Source organism: Paramesorhizobium leguminum (assembly GCF_003217235.1).
Classification (GTDB): Bacteria; Pseudomonadota; Alphaproteobacteria; order Rhizobiales; family Rhizobiaceae; genus Paramesorhizobium; species Paramesorhizobium leguminum.
Genome location: NZ_QJTF01000039.1, coordinates 1 through 15215, shown reverse-complemented (window position 1 = coordinate 15215; position 15215 = coordinate 1). Strand labels below are relative to the sequence as shown.

Sequence of the window (15215 nt, the reverse complement as noted above, 5' to 3'; positions counted from 1 at the left end):
TATTATCATTGCTCGACCACGAACGAAAATGATGGAGACGGCACATGCGCAAACCGAGGGACTTTGATGCGGAGCTGAAAGCGCTGGAAGACAAGGCGCGAGAACTGAAAACCCGCAGGGTACAACAACTGGGCGAGTTGATAATCGCCACCGGGGCCGACGCTCTCAGCGCCGAAGAACTGGCCGGAGCGCTGATCGTGTTGGCCGAGACGAAGGACGCCGAGAAAAGGGAGGCGTGGGCCAAGCGGGGGGCCGCGTTCTTTCGCAGCAAATCGCAGCGAACTGCTGCGGCAAATGACGACGACGCGGGAAGCGCTTCGCCGCAACCGGGCGGCGCGCAGTCGCCATCAGGCGCAACGGGCGCGGCGTGATATGCGGTCTTGGCAGGTCGAGCGCCGCAAACGCACGCGGCATCTGATTGAGCTGGGCGGCCTCGTCATCAAAGCCGGTGTGGTAGACCTGACCGGCGACGACCGCGTCATCATCCTCGGCGCGCTCATCTGGATGGCCGAAAAGCTCAAAGGCGATCAGGGCGAACAGGCGCAAGCGTTGTGGACAGCGAAGGGAAAGAACGCATTCGAAGATGGTGAGGCGACAGACGCCTGCTTCAAACCCGCGCAAAAACTGGCGTCGTCCGCCCGCCTGACCAGAAGAAGATAGCCAAGCGGGATTAGTTCCCGGAATCAGCCATGACGGGATGAGCGCGCCTGCATTTCGCCTTCGAAAAATGGTACAAAAAGGCATAATCCCACTCAAAAGACGGGAGAAATCGGTATACCTGCACTGCGATTTCGGTTCTGACTACGTTGAGATATTCGCTATGCAGGTGACGCGCCTTGAGCTTTATAAACGGGTCTGCGAGAGACCGCTCAGCAAAGTCGCGCCGGAGCTCGGAATTTCCGGCACGGCACTCGCCGCCATCTGCAAACGATACCAGGTTCCTTATCCCGGATCGGGATACTGGACTCGCAAGTCCTTAGGACTTCCGGCGGAGTTACCTCCCTTGCCAGAAGCACCCGATAAGACCATTGAGATCCTGCCGTCAGTCTCCAAGCCGCGAAAAATGCGAACGACAGAGGAAGGCGTGGCCCGCAAGCCAAAGCCCGCTGCGAAATTTCGCCGTCCGGCACGTCACCCGCTGCTTTTTGGTGTCGAAGAACATTTGCGAAAAACACGGGAGGTTAAGAATGGCGAATTCCTCAGGCCCTACAAAAGAATCCTGCCGGACCTGATTGCATCAGAAGCCGAGCTGCCGCGTGCTCTTTCCATCGCCAACGCTCTATATCTTGCGCTCGACGAGCAAGGGTATCGAGTTCACATCGCCGAGGCCGCCGAAAATCTGCAACGTATTAATGTGGGAGAGCAAGAGATAGAGCGAAAGGATCGCAGATACGGTCGCTACCACACCGGAAGCATTTGGGCTCCTGACAGACCAACTGTCTTTTATATCGACACGGTGCCAATCGCACTCACCGTCACGGAAATGACCGAGCGAATAACGATGCGATATCTCAATGGCGATTACCATCGTGAGGATAGCAGTCACATACGATCAGCCAAATCTCGGCAGCTGACACACTCCTGGACGAGAGAACAGGATATGCCCTGCGGGCGTTTCCGGATCGTTGCCTACTCACCAAAGAGAGGCGTCGATTGGTCTCTCAATTGGCAAGAAACGAAGCAGCAGTCACTTGAGAGTCTGATCCCGGAGATTGTCAAGACGTTAAGGGCGTCCTGGGACAATCTGCAACGTCTCATGAACGCCGAGGATGCGGCGGAGGCGAAGAGAAAGAAAGAGCGGGAAGAGGAGTGGGAGCGCTACGAAAGGCAGGAGAATGCGCGCAAGACGGCTCAGGCTCTCGCCGACAGCCGACGGCAGCTTGCTGAGATTATCGAGAGGTGGGGAAAAGCGATGACCGTTGAGCGTTTTTTCGCGGACGCGACAGAACGCCTGAAGAGCGCGGATGGCGACCGTCGGCAGCGTCTCGAAGAACGCCTGGCGCGCGCCAGAGCAATGATGGAAAATGTTGATCCGCTGGATTTCATAGAAGGCTGGATAGCACCAGATGAGAGGTACCGTTCAAAATTCCCCTAGTTGCGTAAAAGCTCACATAAATAGCTATAGCGCCCACATTGGGGTTTAGTGCGTTCTAGAGCAGCGTGGGATCCGCGAGCTAACGGGCGGCTTTCGGATGCAGACCTCGATTTGCTATGCATAAGACATCGTTAGGAATGACAGCTCCGGTCCCGCATGGAGAAGGGCCCCGCTTGCCTATGCAAAGACCAAAGTTTATCGACGCCGAGGCTGAGTCGTGTAGCGCCGAAGGAGGCATGCCCGGACTTGCGTCGCCGCGCCCTGCCCCTACACGACAATGTACACAAATCATCGTTGCCCGTGCCATTCAGATGGCGCAGGTTGCATGCAGACAGTGATGAGAATCTAATGCCTTTGACCCTAGCTCAGCTCGAACGCCATCTCTTTAGCGCAGCAGATATCCTCCGCGGCAAAATGGATGCGTCGGAGTTCAAAGAGTACATTTTCGGGATGCTGTTCTTAAAGAGATGTTCCGACGTCTTCGAACAAGCGCGATCGGAAGTGATACAAAAGTGCGTTGCCAGTGGTGTTTCGCCGCAGCAGGCCGCAAAAGATGCGGAAAAGAAGATCTGGTACGGGCGTAGCGGCACTTTCTGGGTTCCGCCTCAATCCAGGTTTGAATTCCTTGTCAACGAAGCCCATGAAAATATCGGCGACACGCTGAATAAAGCCCTAGGTGGCATCGAATCCGAGAACAGCGCGCTCGAAGGCGTTCTCGACCACATCGACTTCACCCGGAAGGTCGGCCAGAGCAAAATCAGCGATCAAAAACTTCGTCAGTTGATCACGCACTTCGGCGAGATTCGACTCCGCAACGAAGACTTCGAATTTCCGGATCTCCTCGGCGCTGCTTACGAGTATCTGATCGGCGAGTTTGCGGATTCCGCGGGAAAGAAGGGGGGCGAATTCTACACCCCGCGTTCCGTCGTCCGCATGATGGTCCGGCTGGTGAAACCCACTCTGGAACATGACATCTACGACCCGTGCTGTGGCTCCGGCGGGATGCTGATCGCCGCCAAGGAATATATCGACGAGCATGGGCAGGATGGTCGCAAGGCGAACCTCTTCGGTCAGGAAAACGCGGGCACTGTCTGGTCCATCGCAAAGATGAACATGCTGTTGCATGGGATCGACAGCCCCGATCTCTGGAACGAGGACACTCTGGCCGAACCGAAACATATCGAGAATGGTGAGCTTCGGCGGTTCGATCGAATCCTGACGAATCCCCCCTTTTCGATTCCGTGGGGCACGAAGGACAAGGATCGAGCAGGCAATTCGACCTGGCAACCGAAGTTCCGTGAACGCTTCTTCCACGAGGTTCCTCTCGGCTCGAAGAAGGCTGACCTCATGTTCCTGCAGCACATGCTACATGTCACGCGCGAAGGCGGCATGATCGCGACCGTCATGCCGCACGGGGTGCTGTTCCGTGGAGGAGACGAAGGCAAGATCAGAAAAAAGATCATTGAGAATGATCAGATCGAAGCGGTCATCGGCCTCGGCCCGCAACTCTTCTACGGCACGGGCATCCCCGCATGCGTCATCGTCCTTCGTCAGCGTGTTTATCGCGGCGCGAACCTGGTTTCAGGCAAGCCTGAGCAACGACAAGGCAAGGTGCTCTTCATAAACGCCGACCGCGAGTACTTCGAGGGACGCGCGCAGAACCACCTGCTGCCTGAACACATAGAGAAGATCGTTACCACTTTCGAGGAATATCGCGAAATCCCCGGCTTCTCCGCCATCGTTGATCTCAAGACGCTGGAAGAGAACGACTGGAATCTGAACATCCGCCGCTACGCCGATAACGCGCCGCCGCCGGAGCCGCATGACGTGCGCGCCCACCTTGTCGGGGGCGTCCCGAAAACCGAGGTCGCGGCGAAGGCCAAGCTGTTCCAGTCCCATGGTCTCGATCCGATGGACTTGCTCACGCCGCGCGATGGCCGCTATCTGGATTTTGCTGCCCGTCTGAACACCAAGGCCGACATCAAGCGCGCGATCGAGACCAATGCCGGCCTCATGGCGCGTGAGGCCGCGATATGGGACAAGTTTAAAACGTGGTGGGCGGTCCATACCGATGACATCACCGCGCTAGCGGAAGACGACGATGCAAGCTCCCTCATCAAGCTGCGCGACGAACTCCTCTCCAGCTTCTCGACCACGCTGGAGAGCCTCGCCATGCTGGACCGGTTCACCGTGCGCGGGATCATCGCGCAGTTCTGGAACCAGTCGCGGTTCGACTTCCTCACGCTTATGGCACGCGGCACGACGGGGGTGGTTGATGCATGGCGCATTTCAATCGTGACGGCGCTTGAGGACAAGGGAAGCAAGGAGAACCCGCTGAACCACAAGCTGGTTGCCTTCCTGATGGGGAACTTCGTGGCGGAAATCAGCGAGCTGGAGGCGCGCAAGGCCGAGATCGATGCGCAGATCAAGGCCGCGACCACCACGCCTGAAGACGGCGAGGAAGAAGAGGACGATGCCGAGGCGGTGGACGAGGCGCAGGTCAGGCGCTGGAAAAAGGAGCTAAGCGAGGTCAAGAGGACCCTCAAGGCCAAGAAGGACCAGTTCACCGCCGAACTGAACAAGGGCGTCGACGAACTGTCACCTGAAGAGGCGACCGAACTGCTGCTGAAGATCCTGCATGACGACATGCAGAAGATCCTGACCCGCTACATCGCCGCGCAACGCGGACAAATCGTGGAGGCTTTTGAAAATTGGTGGGACAAATATCGCGTGACACTGACCGAGATGGAGCGTGCGCGGTCCGAGGCGACCGAGAAACTCAACGACTTCCTGAAGGGGTTGAGGTATGTCTGAGCAAAGGTTCCCCAAAGGTCCCATTGGCAGTTTGATCGCCAACCAGATCGGGGGCGGCACACCCTCACGTCAGAACCCGGCGTTCTGGACAGGGCCGATCCCTTGGGCTTCCGTCAAGGACTTCATCGAAGATCAGACCGTACTGCTTTCAACAAAGGAGCAAATATCTGTTCAAGGTTTGCAGGCTAGCGCAGCGAATTTGATCCCGGCGAATACGCCCATCGTTTGCACACGCATGGCCGTCGGACGCGTTGCCATCGCTCCAATGGATGTCACGATCAATCAAGATCTGAAGGCGTTGGTCCCTGCACGCGACGTATCGACCAGATATCTTTTGCACCTTGCCGATCATGCAAAACCCAAAGCCGAGGGAGTTTCAATCGGATCGACGGTCAAGGGTATCAAGGTAGCAGACTATCTGAACATTCAGGTCTCTCTCGCCCCATCAGAGCACCAGCCGAAAATCGCCGAGATTCTCGACACGCTTGATGCCGCGATACGGCGCACCGAGGCGGTCGTGGCCAAGTTGAAGGCGATGAAGCAGGGGCTGCTGCATGACCTGCTAACCCGCGGCATCGACGCGAATGGCGACCTCCGCCCCTCACAGACCGAGGCTCCCCAGCTCTATAAACAAACCCCGCTCGGACGGTTGCCGAATGATTGGGAGCTTATAGCCATTAAAGAACTTGCCCACTCCACTACCATTGGTCCATTTGGCAGTGACTTGGTAGCATCAGACTACCGCGCTGAAGGTGTTCCCGTCGTATTCGTCCGCGACATTCGGGCAAATAATTTCCTTTGGGTGAGCAACGTGTTCTTGGACGCAAGAAAAGCTCAGGCCCTTTCCGCTCACAAGGTCACAGCGGGTGACGTAGTCGCCACGAAGATGGGATTTCCTCCATGCATTTCTGCAGTCTATCCTGCTAGCATGGCGGATGGAATCGTGACAGCAGACGTCGTTTGCATTCGTCCAAAGCTAAGCCTAGTGCATTCAGAATGGCTTTCGGCCTCAATGAATTCGTCGCATTTTCGAAAGCAAGTTGATCAAATCACTGCGGGCGTTACTCGTCCGAAAGTCACCTTGAAAGACGTGCGAGAGTTAAAAATTGCGCTGCCTAAAATTGGTGAACAGGCGGCAATTCTCGAACGTACCCTCTGTATCAACAGCGAAATCGAAAGAAACGAGGACATGCTTACCAAGCTTCGCCTCCTGAAATCCGGCCTGATGGACGACCTGCTGACTGGCCGGGTCTCGGTCACGCCTCTGCTCTAACCGGAAAAATCTGCCCATGGATTACGAATACATCGATGTCGAAAAGCCATTCATCGACCAATGTGTCGCCATGGGCTGGCAGGCTCAGACTGGCAGCATGGATGACGCGGGCTTCACTGGACGGACGAGTTTCAAGCAAGTCATCGCCGAGGCCACCCTGCGCGAGCGCCTGCATACCATCAACCCTGGCCCGGATGGCAAGCCCTGGCTTGATGATGCGCGCCTTTCCGAGGCCGTCAGCGCACTGACCCGCCACGGCCAGCGCGACTTGATGGAGGCGAACCAGGCGGTCACCGATCTGCTGCTCAGGGGTCTGACGGTCGAGGGCCTGCCCGGCTGGGACGGCGGACGCGGCCAGACCATCCGCTATATTGCCTGGGACGATGTGACCGCCAACAGCTTCACCATTGCCAACCAGTTCCGGGTCGACTGCCCGCCCGGCCATGATGTGGGCAAGGGCTTCATCATCCCCGATATCGTGATGCTGGTGAACGGCATTCCGCTTGTCGTGGTGGAGGCCAAGAGCCCCGGCATTCCCGAGCCCTTGGCTGAGGCGGTCAACCAGTTGCGCCGCTACCACAACCGCCGGAAGGCTGCGCTGGAAGTGGAGGAGAATGAGGGCGCACCAGCGCTTTTCGCCTCTGTCCAGCTATTGATTGCCACCAGTTTCGATGAGGCCCGCATGGGCTGCATTGGTGCAGAGCTGGAACATTATGGTCAGTGGAAAACGGTCGTAGGGCCCGATGGCACAGGAACTGAGGCCGATGCGGCCTCAGGCTTAGGGAAAGCCGTGCTGTCGGAGCAGGAACGCCTTGTCGCCGGCGTATTACGCCCTGCGCACCTGCTTGACATCCTCAGGCACTTCCTGCTGTTCATGCAGGTCGGCGGGCAAACCATCAAGACAGTGTGCCGATATCAGCAATATCGCGCCGTGAACCGCGCTCTCAAGCGGTTGCGAACGGGCAAAACGCGATTGCAGGATGGCGAATATGACCGCCGCGGCGGTATCGTCTGGCACACACAGGGCTCGGGCAAGAGCCTGACCATGGTGTTCATGGTCCGCAAGATGCGGACCGATCCGGCTTTGCGGAAGTTCAAGGTCATCGTGATCACCGACCGGCGCGACTTGCAGAGGCAGCTATCCGAGACGGCGACGCTTTCGGGTGACGTGGTGGAGCTGGCGACGAGCAACGGATCGCTGAAGAAGCTTGCCAAGCGCAAGGGACCGGGGCTGGTATTTGCTACCATCCAGAAATACCGCACCGACGAGGATGGGCCGGAAGTCACGAAGGGCCCGGTGTTCGAGGTGCTGAACGAGGACGACACGATTCTTGTTGTGGTGGACGAGGCACACCGGACGCAGGCGGGGGATCTGCACGCAAACCTCATGGCAGCTCTGCCGAACTGTGCCCGCGTCGGCTTCACCGGTACGCCGGTCATCATGGGAAAGAAGAAGCGCACCGCCCAGATCTTTGGTGAATTCATCGACAAGTACACGATCAAGGAAGCCGAAGCCGATGGCGCCACGGTGCCGGTTCTCTACGAGGGACGCACGGCGGAAGGCGCGGTAAAGGATGGTGCGACGCTCGATGATCTGTTCGAGGACATGTTCCAGAACCGTAGCGAGGAAGAACTGGAGGCGATCCGCAAGAAGTACGCTACCAAGGGCAACATCCTCGAAGCCCCCGCCCTGATCGCAGAAAAGGCACGCGACATGCTCCGGCACTACGTGACCAACATCTTGCCGAATGGGTACAAGGCTCAAGTGGTCGCATATAGCCGGACTGCGGTCGTACGATATCATGCGGCACTTCTGGAAGCGATGAGCGAAATGCTGGCCGAAGTCGCGGCGCTTTCCGATGATGAAAAGGCCATGGACGACGAGGCGCTCTGTACAAAGCCGCCTCGGCTCCAGGCACTCGTGCAAGCCTGGCGCTACCGCGATGCTCTCGCACGGATCGAGTTTGCCGCCGTCATGTCCGGCGGCAACGACGATGACCCGAGCTGGAAACAATGGACTGATGGGAGCGCCCAGGAGGCGCGGATCAAGCGCTTCAAGAAACCGCTGTTCCATGCCGACCCTTCCAAAACGGATCCCCTGGCATTCCTGATCGTGAAATCGATGTTGCTGACCGGGTTTGACGCTCCCATCGAGGGGGTGATGTATCTTGACCGCTCAATCCAAGAGGCCGAGCTTTTGCAGGCAATCGCCCGCGTGAACCGGACTGGCCATGGAAAGACCTGCGGCATTGTGGTCGACTATTTCGGCGTTGCCCATCATCTGAAGGCAGCTCTTGCGGCATATTCCGATGAAGACATCGATGGCGCGCTCGTCAGCCTGAATGACCAGATACCCGTTCTTCGAGATCGCCATGTCCGTGTGGTGGACATCTTCCGACGTGCGGGTCTCGATGATCTGGCGGATGATGAAACATGTCTGAATGTGCTGGCGACCGAAAAGGCCCGGGCCGAATTCTCTGTGAAGTTGAAGGATTTCCTGAAATCTCTGGAGATGGTACTTCCGAGAGCTGAAGGCTTGCCTTTCGTCAAGGACGCCAAACGGCTTGCTTACATCTATGCACGGGCTAGGAACCGGTACCGCGATATGGCGCAGATCGGCTCCGATGTCGGTGCAAAAGTACGCAAGCTCATTGACGAGCACGTCATCTCACTGGGGATCAATCCAAAAATTCCGCCTGTTCGGCTGACGGATGCTGAATTCGAGAGCCAGGTCGGTCAGGCATCCGGGAACCGGGCCAAGGCTTCCGAAATGGAGCATGCCATCCGTTCTCACATCAGGAAAAATCTGGACACCGACCCTGTCCGCTTCAAGCGAATGTCTGAACGCCTGAATCAAATCCTTCATAGCTTCGGACAACAATGGGAGGAAATAGCTCGGCAATTGCAGGTAATTATCGATGAGCTGCGCTCAGGGGGCCGTGCTGATACTGATATGCCATCGGATGTACCTGCGATTTATCTTCCGTTCCTCAGAACTACGCTGGACGCCTTTGCCGCAGACGGACACAATTCAGAATTCGAGCTCAACACAATCCACCGTATGACTGTTGAGGTGGTGGATCGAATTACCGAAGAGGTCCGTGCCAACAGGTCCATCTGGAGCTCGTTTAAGATGGCCGATCAGGAGAACCTGCGCTCTGAGATATTCGAAATCATTTTTGACAAACAACTGGGAGGCGTTGACGTTGCAGGCGCTGAACGCCTTGCAGATCAGCTTCTGCAGCAGGCCAAAGCCAACGATTCCATGCTTAGGAGCGCCTGATGCCTTCGCTCCCGCTTTCACCCGTTCGCACCGGCGGCAAGTTGGCACGTATTTCTGGCCAAAGCCTTGAAGTGGATGGCCTCACATTCGAGGTTCGCCGGAGCGACAGGCGAAAGACATTGCAGATTACAGTGGAACGCTCAGGAGAGCTCTCGATTACGGCCCCGACCAAGGTCCCGGAAAGAGACTTGGCGTCCTTCGTCGAAGAAAAATTGCTGTGGATTCATACCAAGATCGAGGAGAAGGCACGGCTCCAGAAGCGCGCTCCTGTCAAAGAATTCGTCAACGGTGAAGGCTTTCTATATCTCGGCAAAAGTTATCGCCTGCGGCTCATGGACGCCCAGCTTGTTGATCTTTGCCTCAAGAATGGCCGCTTCTGCCTTCGGTCCTCTTCGACCCACCGCGCCAGAGACGTCTTCATCGCATGGTACACGAGGCGTGCTTTGACATGGTTTTCACAGCAGGTCGCCGAACATGCCAATCGTATGGATGTTCAAGTAAACGAAATCACGGTGCAAGATCTTGGCTTCAGATGGGGATCCTTCGGCGGCAATAGGGTTTCATTTCATTGGAAAGCAATCTTATTGCCACCGAGGATTGCGCAATATGTTGTTGTCCATGAGCTTGCTCATGCACACTACCCAGACCACTCTGCAAACTTTTGGCTCAAGGTCGAACAGCACCTCCCCGACTGGCGAACCCGGAAGTCCTGGCTGGCGGAGAATGGTATTCAAGTCGAGGGATTATAGCGTTTGCATGCTGCGGCCGCGCAAAGCTCACCTTGGTTTCTACGCCGTCCTTAGACGCAAGAATCGAGCCAAAGTTTGTAAGGGCCAACTCGACGCGGTGCTTCAACGGAAGCTGGGGAGGCAAACTTGATCCTCTCTATCTTCCGCCATCCTGGGGAGACACGCCGTAGAGGCGGAGCGCATCGAACATGATCTGAAATGGAGCCCCGTCAAAGTTTTTGGAAAGACGTTCGCACAGGTGTTGGAGTCGTCGAACTGGCGTCTGTTCGCTGAATATTAAACCCGAACCGGTGAGATCATGCCCGGAAGAAGGCGTACCTTTCACGGCGATCCTGACCATCAGTGTGCCGGGCTGAGCACCACCGAAGAGTCGATGGCGGAAGTCGCGGACAAAATCGCCGAATTGGGTCGCGACTTAGTCGCGCGGGGCAATCCGGAGGATGAGCAATGTTTCGCCGAACACAAGCAGGTTTTCTGCGGCGCGTTGGCTTCTCCTCGCATTTCGACAAACGCGAAAGCGAGTGTCCGCTTTTGCGGGCGCATCTCCGATGCCTTAATACCTGATTTAGGGCGGCGCAAAGCTGCCGCGCCGGGCAAAGGCCGTTCGGGAAATACGTGCTACGCAGAACATGCAAACGACCGCCTGAGGCGGCCTAAGTGATTATTATATCTGGATTTGCAGCGATTTATGTCTGAACTGGTTGCGGGGGCGTGCAACCATCTCAACTTGCTTTTTCGGTCGGCAGCATAATGTCTTTTTCATACACTATCCGATTTCCATCGGCAACACCGTCAGTGTTCCAGGTATTGGTGCCGCAGCCCATGTCCGCGTTTTATTAGAATGCAGCGATACGGCTCTCGATCAACGCACGGATGGATGGCAGTAGCGCAGCAACCTGTTCGGAAGGGACATCGAGTGCCGGACGCTCCTGCCTCGCGGCGATGAGCACGCAGACGCCGATCTCGTCCTTGCCGAAGGCCATGAGCGCCGAGAGGCGGTTTTCCGGCAGGGCTGCGGGATTGATGAGCGAGGCAGCGCGCTCCCATGCATTGCCGGGTTCGGGCATCAATTTCAATTCCCGAAAAACATGCAGCACATCGCCGAGGCTGCCCTCTTTACACCAGGAGAGCGCGGCCCCGCCGAGCACTGTCCAGCCCGCGCCGTTGCACAGGTCGAACCAGCGGCGGACGGGCAATGCCGGCAACATCTCCAGCAGCATGCGATCGGAACTATCTGCGTTTTCGTTGAAGACGAAGCGCGGCGCACCGCCCGCCTTGGCGATCCAGCTACGCTCGCTAGCGTGAAGACTCTGCCAGATATCGACCGGAGTGAGGCCGTCGCCGAGGCTGATCGGTTGCGGCAGGGCGGTGTTCTGCGCGGTCATGGCTATCCGTTACTCCCCATCGAAGAACACATTCCCGGAGCCGGTCAAAGCCGCCCCGCCGCAATCGATGGCGTCGCCGATGCGCGCCGCAGGACGGCCATTGATGAACACTGTTGGCGACCCGGCGGCCTGTGCCCGGCCGTGGGCGGGAGCCGGGCAGGATGGACACCCATGCGCGGCATAGGCGTCGCCCACCCGCACGGCAGGAATCCCATTGATCAATACGTTCGGGCTGCCGGTCATGGCCGGGGTGGGCGGGTAATGGCAGCCATGGCCGGAGCCGATGTCGCCTTTGCGGACGGAAGCTGGCATCGATCGATTTCCTTTAATAGTGGAAATTCATCGGTTAAGTTCATTCGTTTGCGCGGTAAATTTCCTCCTGCCGAAGGGCGCTTTATCGCGTGATTGGTTCTTTAAGCGAATGTCAAACCCTAATGATCAAAATCCTTAGATCGTTCTTTCCAATATTTTGAATATTCCGACTCATGATCTTCTCGGAGATTTTTGAGAAGCGAGTGCACCTCATTCAAAAGAAAATCACCGAAGCTATTTGCAATTTTTGCCTTGCCATAGCTTACACCATTCCCCTGAGCCTCCCAAACGGGAGCTTCTCCGTTAGCATCAATTTCTGCACAGTCAATGAAATAGAACGGCCCATAGCCAGTTACGCCAATCTGTATCATCGTATCCGTGATTAAACCATTTCTTCGATCCTTCTCCGTGGAAAAGACGACACTGCTACTGGTCGTCCCGTCGAGTCCAGCATTACCAATTCCAGCAATAGAAATTGACTCCACCTGGAGTAAGCCGAAGTCAAGCAACATTGCTCTATAAGAGCGTGGTAGACGGACATTCAACCGCCGTTCAAGAAGAATGATGTCTTCCAGCGCTGGACGTCGCACCTTGAGTGGGTGGAGCCCATTATTTTGAAGAAGTCTAATGGCTTCGCGATAAGTTTGTTCAGACATAGCGCATCCTGTCAGTCAGGTTCGAAATCTTTAGCACGAGTTGGCCAGTATTTTCTTCGATAATTGTCATAGCGGCGTGCGTTAGAAGGATTGAGTTTCCTCCAACTGATATAGTCAGGATCACCCCGTGGATAAATATGGATTGCGTTATAATTTTTTGAATGGAAGCTTCTCTCGACCTCAGCTAAGGGAGCCATATCATTGGTAAAGGGTAACCCCTCTTGCTGCACCATGTGATGAAGTTCGATTTGATTCCCATCAGGACCGATAGGCGGTCGCCCCGCGCGCATGTGTTCAAGGTTTGTTAATCCAGTATCGGGATCCACAAAATTCGGATCGATAAGATCATCTCTTTGATAGACTCGCCGACCATTGACTTCCCGAGCCTGCCATCGATTCCCAGATTGTGCTTGCCGATTAGAATTTCCGCTAGGCCCCTGCTCTGGCGCGTCGGCATCGGGGCGGGTTGATCCGAGGCCGCCTTCGCCGAATGCCGCGGCTTCCTCGGGCGTCAGGTCCTTTTCAACATCAACCTGTTGGCGATGAAGCAGACGGCCCGGCTGGCCCTGGCCTGGCAGCGCAGCCGGCTCGACCTTGGTGATCCTGATATCGAATATGGTATCGGCCGCCTGACGTGCGGCGGCTTCGATCAGGTCGGAACCGGCGCGGGTGAGGAAACGTGCCGAGCGGGACCCGATCGAAATCGCCATGCGCAGCCCGATGCCGATCGTCGCCGCAGCTCCCCCGGTTATCGCCACGATGGCTGAGATCATACCGGCGTAGATCAGTTCTTCGGCGACAACATAAGCAGCATCGATCGCCGGCTTCGCCACCGCTTCGAGCATGCGGCCTTGCTTGATCTCGGCCAGGCGCGCATTGTAATAGGAAGTCAGGTTCTCCCATACCGAATTCCACCACTGCCGCCTGCGCTCGGCGACGATTGCATTCAGCTGCTGCTGCTTTTTTGCCGCCGATTGGTAATAGCCGTGGGCCTGGCTGATATAATCGATACCCGGCTGGGAGATGCGGCCATTGCCCACGTCCGGCATGCGCTTGCCATCGGCAATTTCGCCCAGAAACGGTGCATTATCGGCAGGATGGCCAAGTCTTCCGATATTATTCACCGCATTGCCGATATCGATCGCCTCGGCGGTTCCGAACCGATTGAACAGATCAAGACCCTGCCGCATCTCAAGATAGCGGTCATAGTCCTGCTGGACCTGCTGCGCGAGCGGGCCGCCCTGGCTCGCAAGAAAATCGGACAGGGCCTCGATGACGGCGTTACGCGCATTTGCGACATCCTCGGGCTTGCCGTTCGGCCCTTTTATGCCGCACAGCAGCCCCATGAACCGCAATTGCGCCAGCAACTCATTGTGCCGGTTCTGCGCATAGACCGCGGTGTTCTGGGACTGGCTCAGAAAGCTGTTATCCGGGTGCGCGGCGGGGGCGAGACCTGCTTCTGCCATGTTACCCGAGCTCCTGCATGAAGAAGGCAAGCGTCATGGCCGTCACGCTGCATGAGTTGATGTCCGGCCGCCCCAAGGACGTGGTCGGAAGAACCGGGGCGCCGACGCGCAGGAAACCCACTTCGCGCTGCAAGGCCTCGATCGCACTTTTGCTGTCCCCGTGCAGACCATGCGCTTTGGCCAGCAATGCTTCGACAGCCGCAACTTGGCCCGGCATATCCGGTTCATGAGCAAAGGGGTCAGGTTCGGGAGCCAGACCGAGATCGGCAAAGAACTGCGCGAATTTCTCCTCGCGCTGGCTTTTCCGTGCCTGGTTCCGTTCGGGGAAGATTCCGTTTTTGTAAGACATGGTCAGTTCATCTCGACCTTGCCTGCCTTGACGGTCATCCGGTCCTTCCCGGTTAGGAGAATTTTGACCCCTTCTAAAATAATGGTGCCGTCCTCATTCAACTGGATCATCGACTTGCCGCAAACGAATTCCATCCGCTTGCCTGCAACGACGACCTTGTTCTGGCCGACCTCTTCATAAGCGCCGATGGCGATTGCCTGATTGAGCACGCCACCGACCGCAATCTGCATGCCGCCGCCGACGGCCACCGTTTTTGCGCCTCCCACCACCTCCGTTGACGACACCATCACCGTCTCGGCCTTGTTCTTGCCGACGCCGATAATGAGGTTTCCCTCGCCCATGTTGAGGATGTCGGGAATGCCGAGCTTGTTTGCCAATCCGCCGATCTTGTCGGTGAATGCCTTGAACTTGCCGGTGACGAACTTCTGCAAAACATTCGGCCCGACCATCAGCGTCATGTTGCCGCCGATGACCTCGTGATGGTTGTTGCCCACCTCGATCGATTTGTTGTGCCCGACCGATTCCGACTGGTTGTTGTCGATGCGCTTGGAGCGGTTGTTCTCGATATGGATTTCCTGGTCTTTTTGACCGTGGACGTAGATCTTCTCCCGCCCGGCTTCATCCTCGAAGGAAATCTCGTTGAAGCCGTTGCCCTTATGCGTATCGGACCTTATGACCATCTTGGTCTTATGGTCCGGCAGCTTATAGGGCGGCCTGTTTCTCGCATGATAAGTCCGGCCGATGACGATGGGCTGGTCGGGGTCGCCTTCGAGGAAATCGACGATCACCTCCTGGCCGATACGCGGGATGGCCATGTGGCCCCAGGTCGCGCC

General features: G+C 56.9%; 13 protein-coding genes. 7 read left to right on the top strand and 6 right to left on the bottom strand.

The genetic code is table 11. The annotated features are described in order from the left end of the window. Window positions 1-44 precede the first annotated feature (44 nt). From C7477_RS18190 to C7477_RS18160, 7 genes are all read left to right on the top strand, one after another. Window positions 45-371: a conjugal transfer protein TraD gene (locus tag C7477_RS18190; protein WP_110754751.1), complete on the top strand. Its 327-nt coding sequence runs from the start codon at window positions 45-47 to the stop codon at window positions 369-371. 1 nt (window position 372) lies between these two features. Then, the gene (locus C7477_RS18185; protein WP_110754749.1) at window positions 373-660 is read left to right on the top strand and encodes a conjugal transfer protein TraD; all 288 of its coding nucleotides are present in this window, start codon (window positions 373-375) and stop codon (window positions 658-660) included. Between the two features lie 37 nt (window positions 661-697). Next, the gene (locus tag C7477_RS18180) at window positions 698-2095 is read left to right on the top strand and encodes a hypothetical protein (RefSeq protein ID WP_245411899.1); all 1398 of its coding nucleotides are present in this window, start codon (window positions 698-700) and stop codon (window positions 2093-2095) included. Between the two features lie 348 nt (window positions 2096-2443). Continuing rightward, complete coding sequence (locus tag C7477_RS18175; RefSeq protein ID WP_110754748.1) at window positions 2444-4909, top strand: N-6 DNA methylase; 2466 nt, start codon at window positions 2444-2446, stop codon at window positions 4907-4909. Continuing rightward, entirely contained in the window at window positions 4902-6182 is a 1281-nt protein-coding gene (locus C7477_RS18170; RefSeq protein WP_110754746.1) for a restriction endonuclease subunit S, read from the top strand. Before C7477_RS18175 ends, C7477_RS18170 begins: the two co-directional genes overlap by 8 nt. A 16-nt stretch (window positions 6183-6198) precedes the next feature. Beyond that, window positions 6199-9465, top strand: coding sequence for a type I restriction endonuclease subunit R (locus C7477_RS18165; protein ID WP_110754744.1), 3267 nt, complete (start codon window positions 6199-6201; stop codon window positions 9463-9465). Next, window positions 9465-10214: a M48 family metallopeptidase gene (locus C7477_RS18160; protein WP_110754742.1), complete on the top strand. Its 750-nt coding sequence runs from the start codon at window positions 9465-9467 to the stop codon at window positions 10212-10214. Before C7477_RS18165 ends, C7477_RS18160 begins: the two co-directional genes overlap by 1 nt. Window positions 10215-11050: 836 nt before the next feature. Here the strand turns inward: C7477_RS18160 and C7477_RS18150 are convergent. The 6 genes from C7477_RS18150 to C7477_RS19390 all read right to left on the bottom strand — a co-directional run. Further along, window positions 11051-11599: a hypothetical protein gene (locus tag C7477_RS18150; RefSeq protein WP_110754740.1), complete on the bottom strand. Its 549-nt coding sequence runs from the start codon at window positions 11597-11599 to the stop codon at window positions 11051-11053. A gap of 9 nt (window positions 11600-11608) precedes the next feature. Next, window positions 11609-11911 carry a PAAR domain-containing protein gene (locus tag C7477_RS18145; protein ID WP_110754738.1) on the bottom strand — a complete coding sequence of 101 codons (303 nt, stop codon included), beginning with the start codon at window positions 11909-11911 and terminating at the stop codon, window positions 11609-11611. A 119-nt stretch (window positions 11912-12030) separates the two neighbouring features. After that, entirely contained in the window at window positions 12031-12567 is a 537-nt protein-coding gene (locus tag C7477_RS18140; protein WP_110754736.1) for an SMI1/KNR4 family protein, read from the bottom strand. A gap of 11 nt (window positions 12568-12578) precedes the next feature. Continuing rightward, a complete protein-coding gene (locus tag C7477_RS18135; RefSeq protein ID WP_110754734.1) occupies window positions 12579-14033 on the bottom strand; it encodes an HNH/ENDO VII family nuclease in 1455 nt (484 codons plus the stop codon). 1 nt (window position 14034) lies between these two features. Beyond that, window positions 14035-14382, bottom strand: a complete 348-nt coding sequence (locus C7477_RS18130; protein WP_110754732.1) for a hypothetical protein — start codon at window positions 14380-14382, stop codon at window positions 14035-14037. Window positions 14383-14384: 2 nt separating this feature from the next. Beyond that, on the bottom strand, window positions 14385-15215 hold an 831-nt coding region (locus C7477_RS19390; RefSeq protein ID WP_281032557.1), incomplete at its 5' end, for a type VI secretion system Vgr family protein.

Bases quoted from the DNA above. Each gene is read 5' to 3' on its own strand.
- C7477_RS18190 (WP_110754751.1), top strand. From the start codon at position 45: ATGCGCAAACCGAGGGACTTTGATGCGGAGCTGAAAGCGCTGGAAGAC.
- C7477_RS18185 (WP_110754749.1), top strand. From the start codon at position 373: ATGCGGTCTTGGCAGGTCGAGCGCCGCAAACGCACGCGGCATCTGATT.
- C7477_RS18180 (WP_245411899.1), top strand. From the start codon at position 698: ATGAGCGCGCCTGCATTTCGCCTTCGAAAAATGGTACAAAAAGGCATA.
- C7477_RS18175 (WP_110754748.1), top strand. From the start codon at position 2,444: ATGCCTTTGACCCTAGCTCAGCTCGAACGCCATCTCTTTAGCGCAGCA.
- C7477_RS18170 (WP_110754746.1), top strand. From the start codon at position 4,902: ATGTCTGAGCAAAGGTTCCCCAAAGGTCCCATTGGCAGTTTGATCGCC.
- C7477_RS18165 (WP_110754744.1), top strand. From the start codon at position 6,199: ATGGATTACGAATACATCGATGTCGAAAAGCCATTCATCGACCAATGT.
- C7477_RS18160 (WP_110754742.1), top strand. From the start codon at position 9,465: ATGCCTTCGCTCCCGCTTTCACCCGTTCGCACCGGCGGCAAGTTGGCA.
- C7477_RS18150 (WP_110754740.1), bottom strand. From the start codon at position 11,599: ATGACCGCGCAGAACACCGCCCTGCCGCAACCGATCAGCCTCGGCGAC.
- C7477_RS18145 (WP_110754738.1), bottom strand. From the start codon at position 11,911: ATGCCAGCTTCCGTCCGCAAAGGCGACATCGGCTCCGGCCATGGCTGC.
- C7477_RS18140 (WP_110754736.1), bottom strand. From the start codon at position 12,567: ATGTCTGAACAAACTTATCGCGAAGCCATTAGACTTCTTCAAAATAAT.
- C7477_RS18135 (WP_110754734.1), bottom strand. From the start codon at position 14,033: ATGGCAGAAGCAGGTCTCGCCCCCGCCGCGCACCCGGATAACAGCTTT.
- C7477_RS18130 (WP_110754732.1), bottom strand. From the start codon at position 14,382: ATGTCTTACAAAAACGGAATCTTCCCCGAACGGAACCAGGCACGGAAA.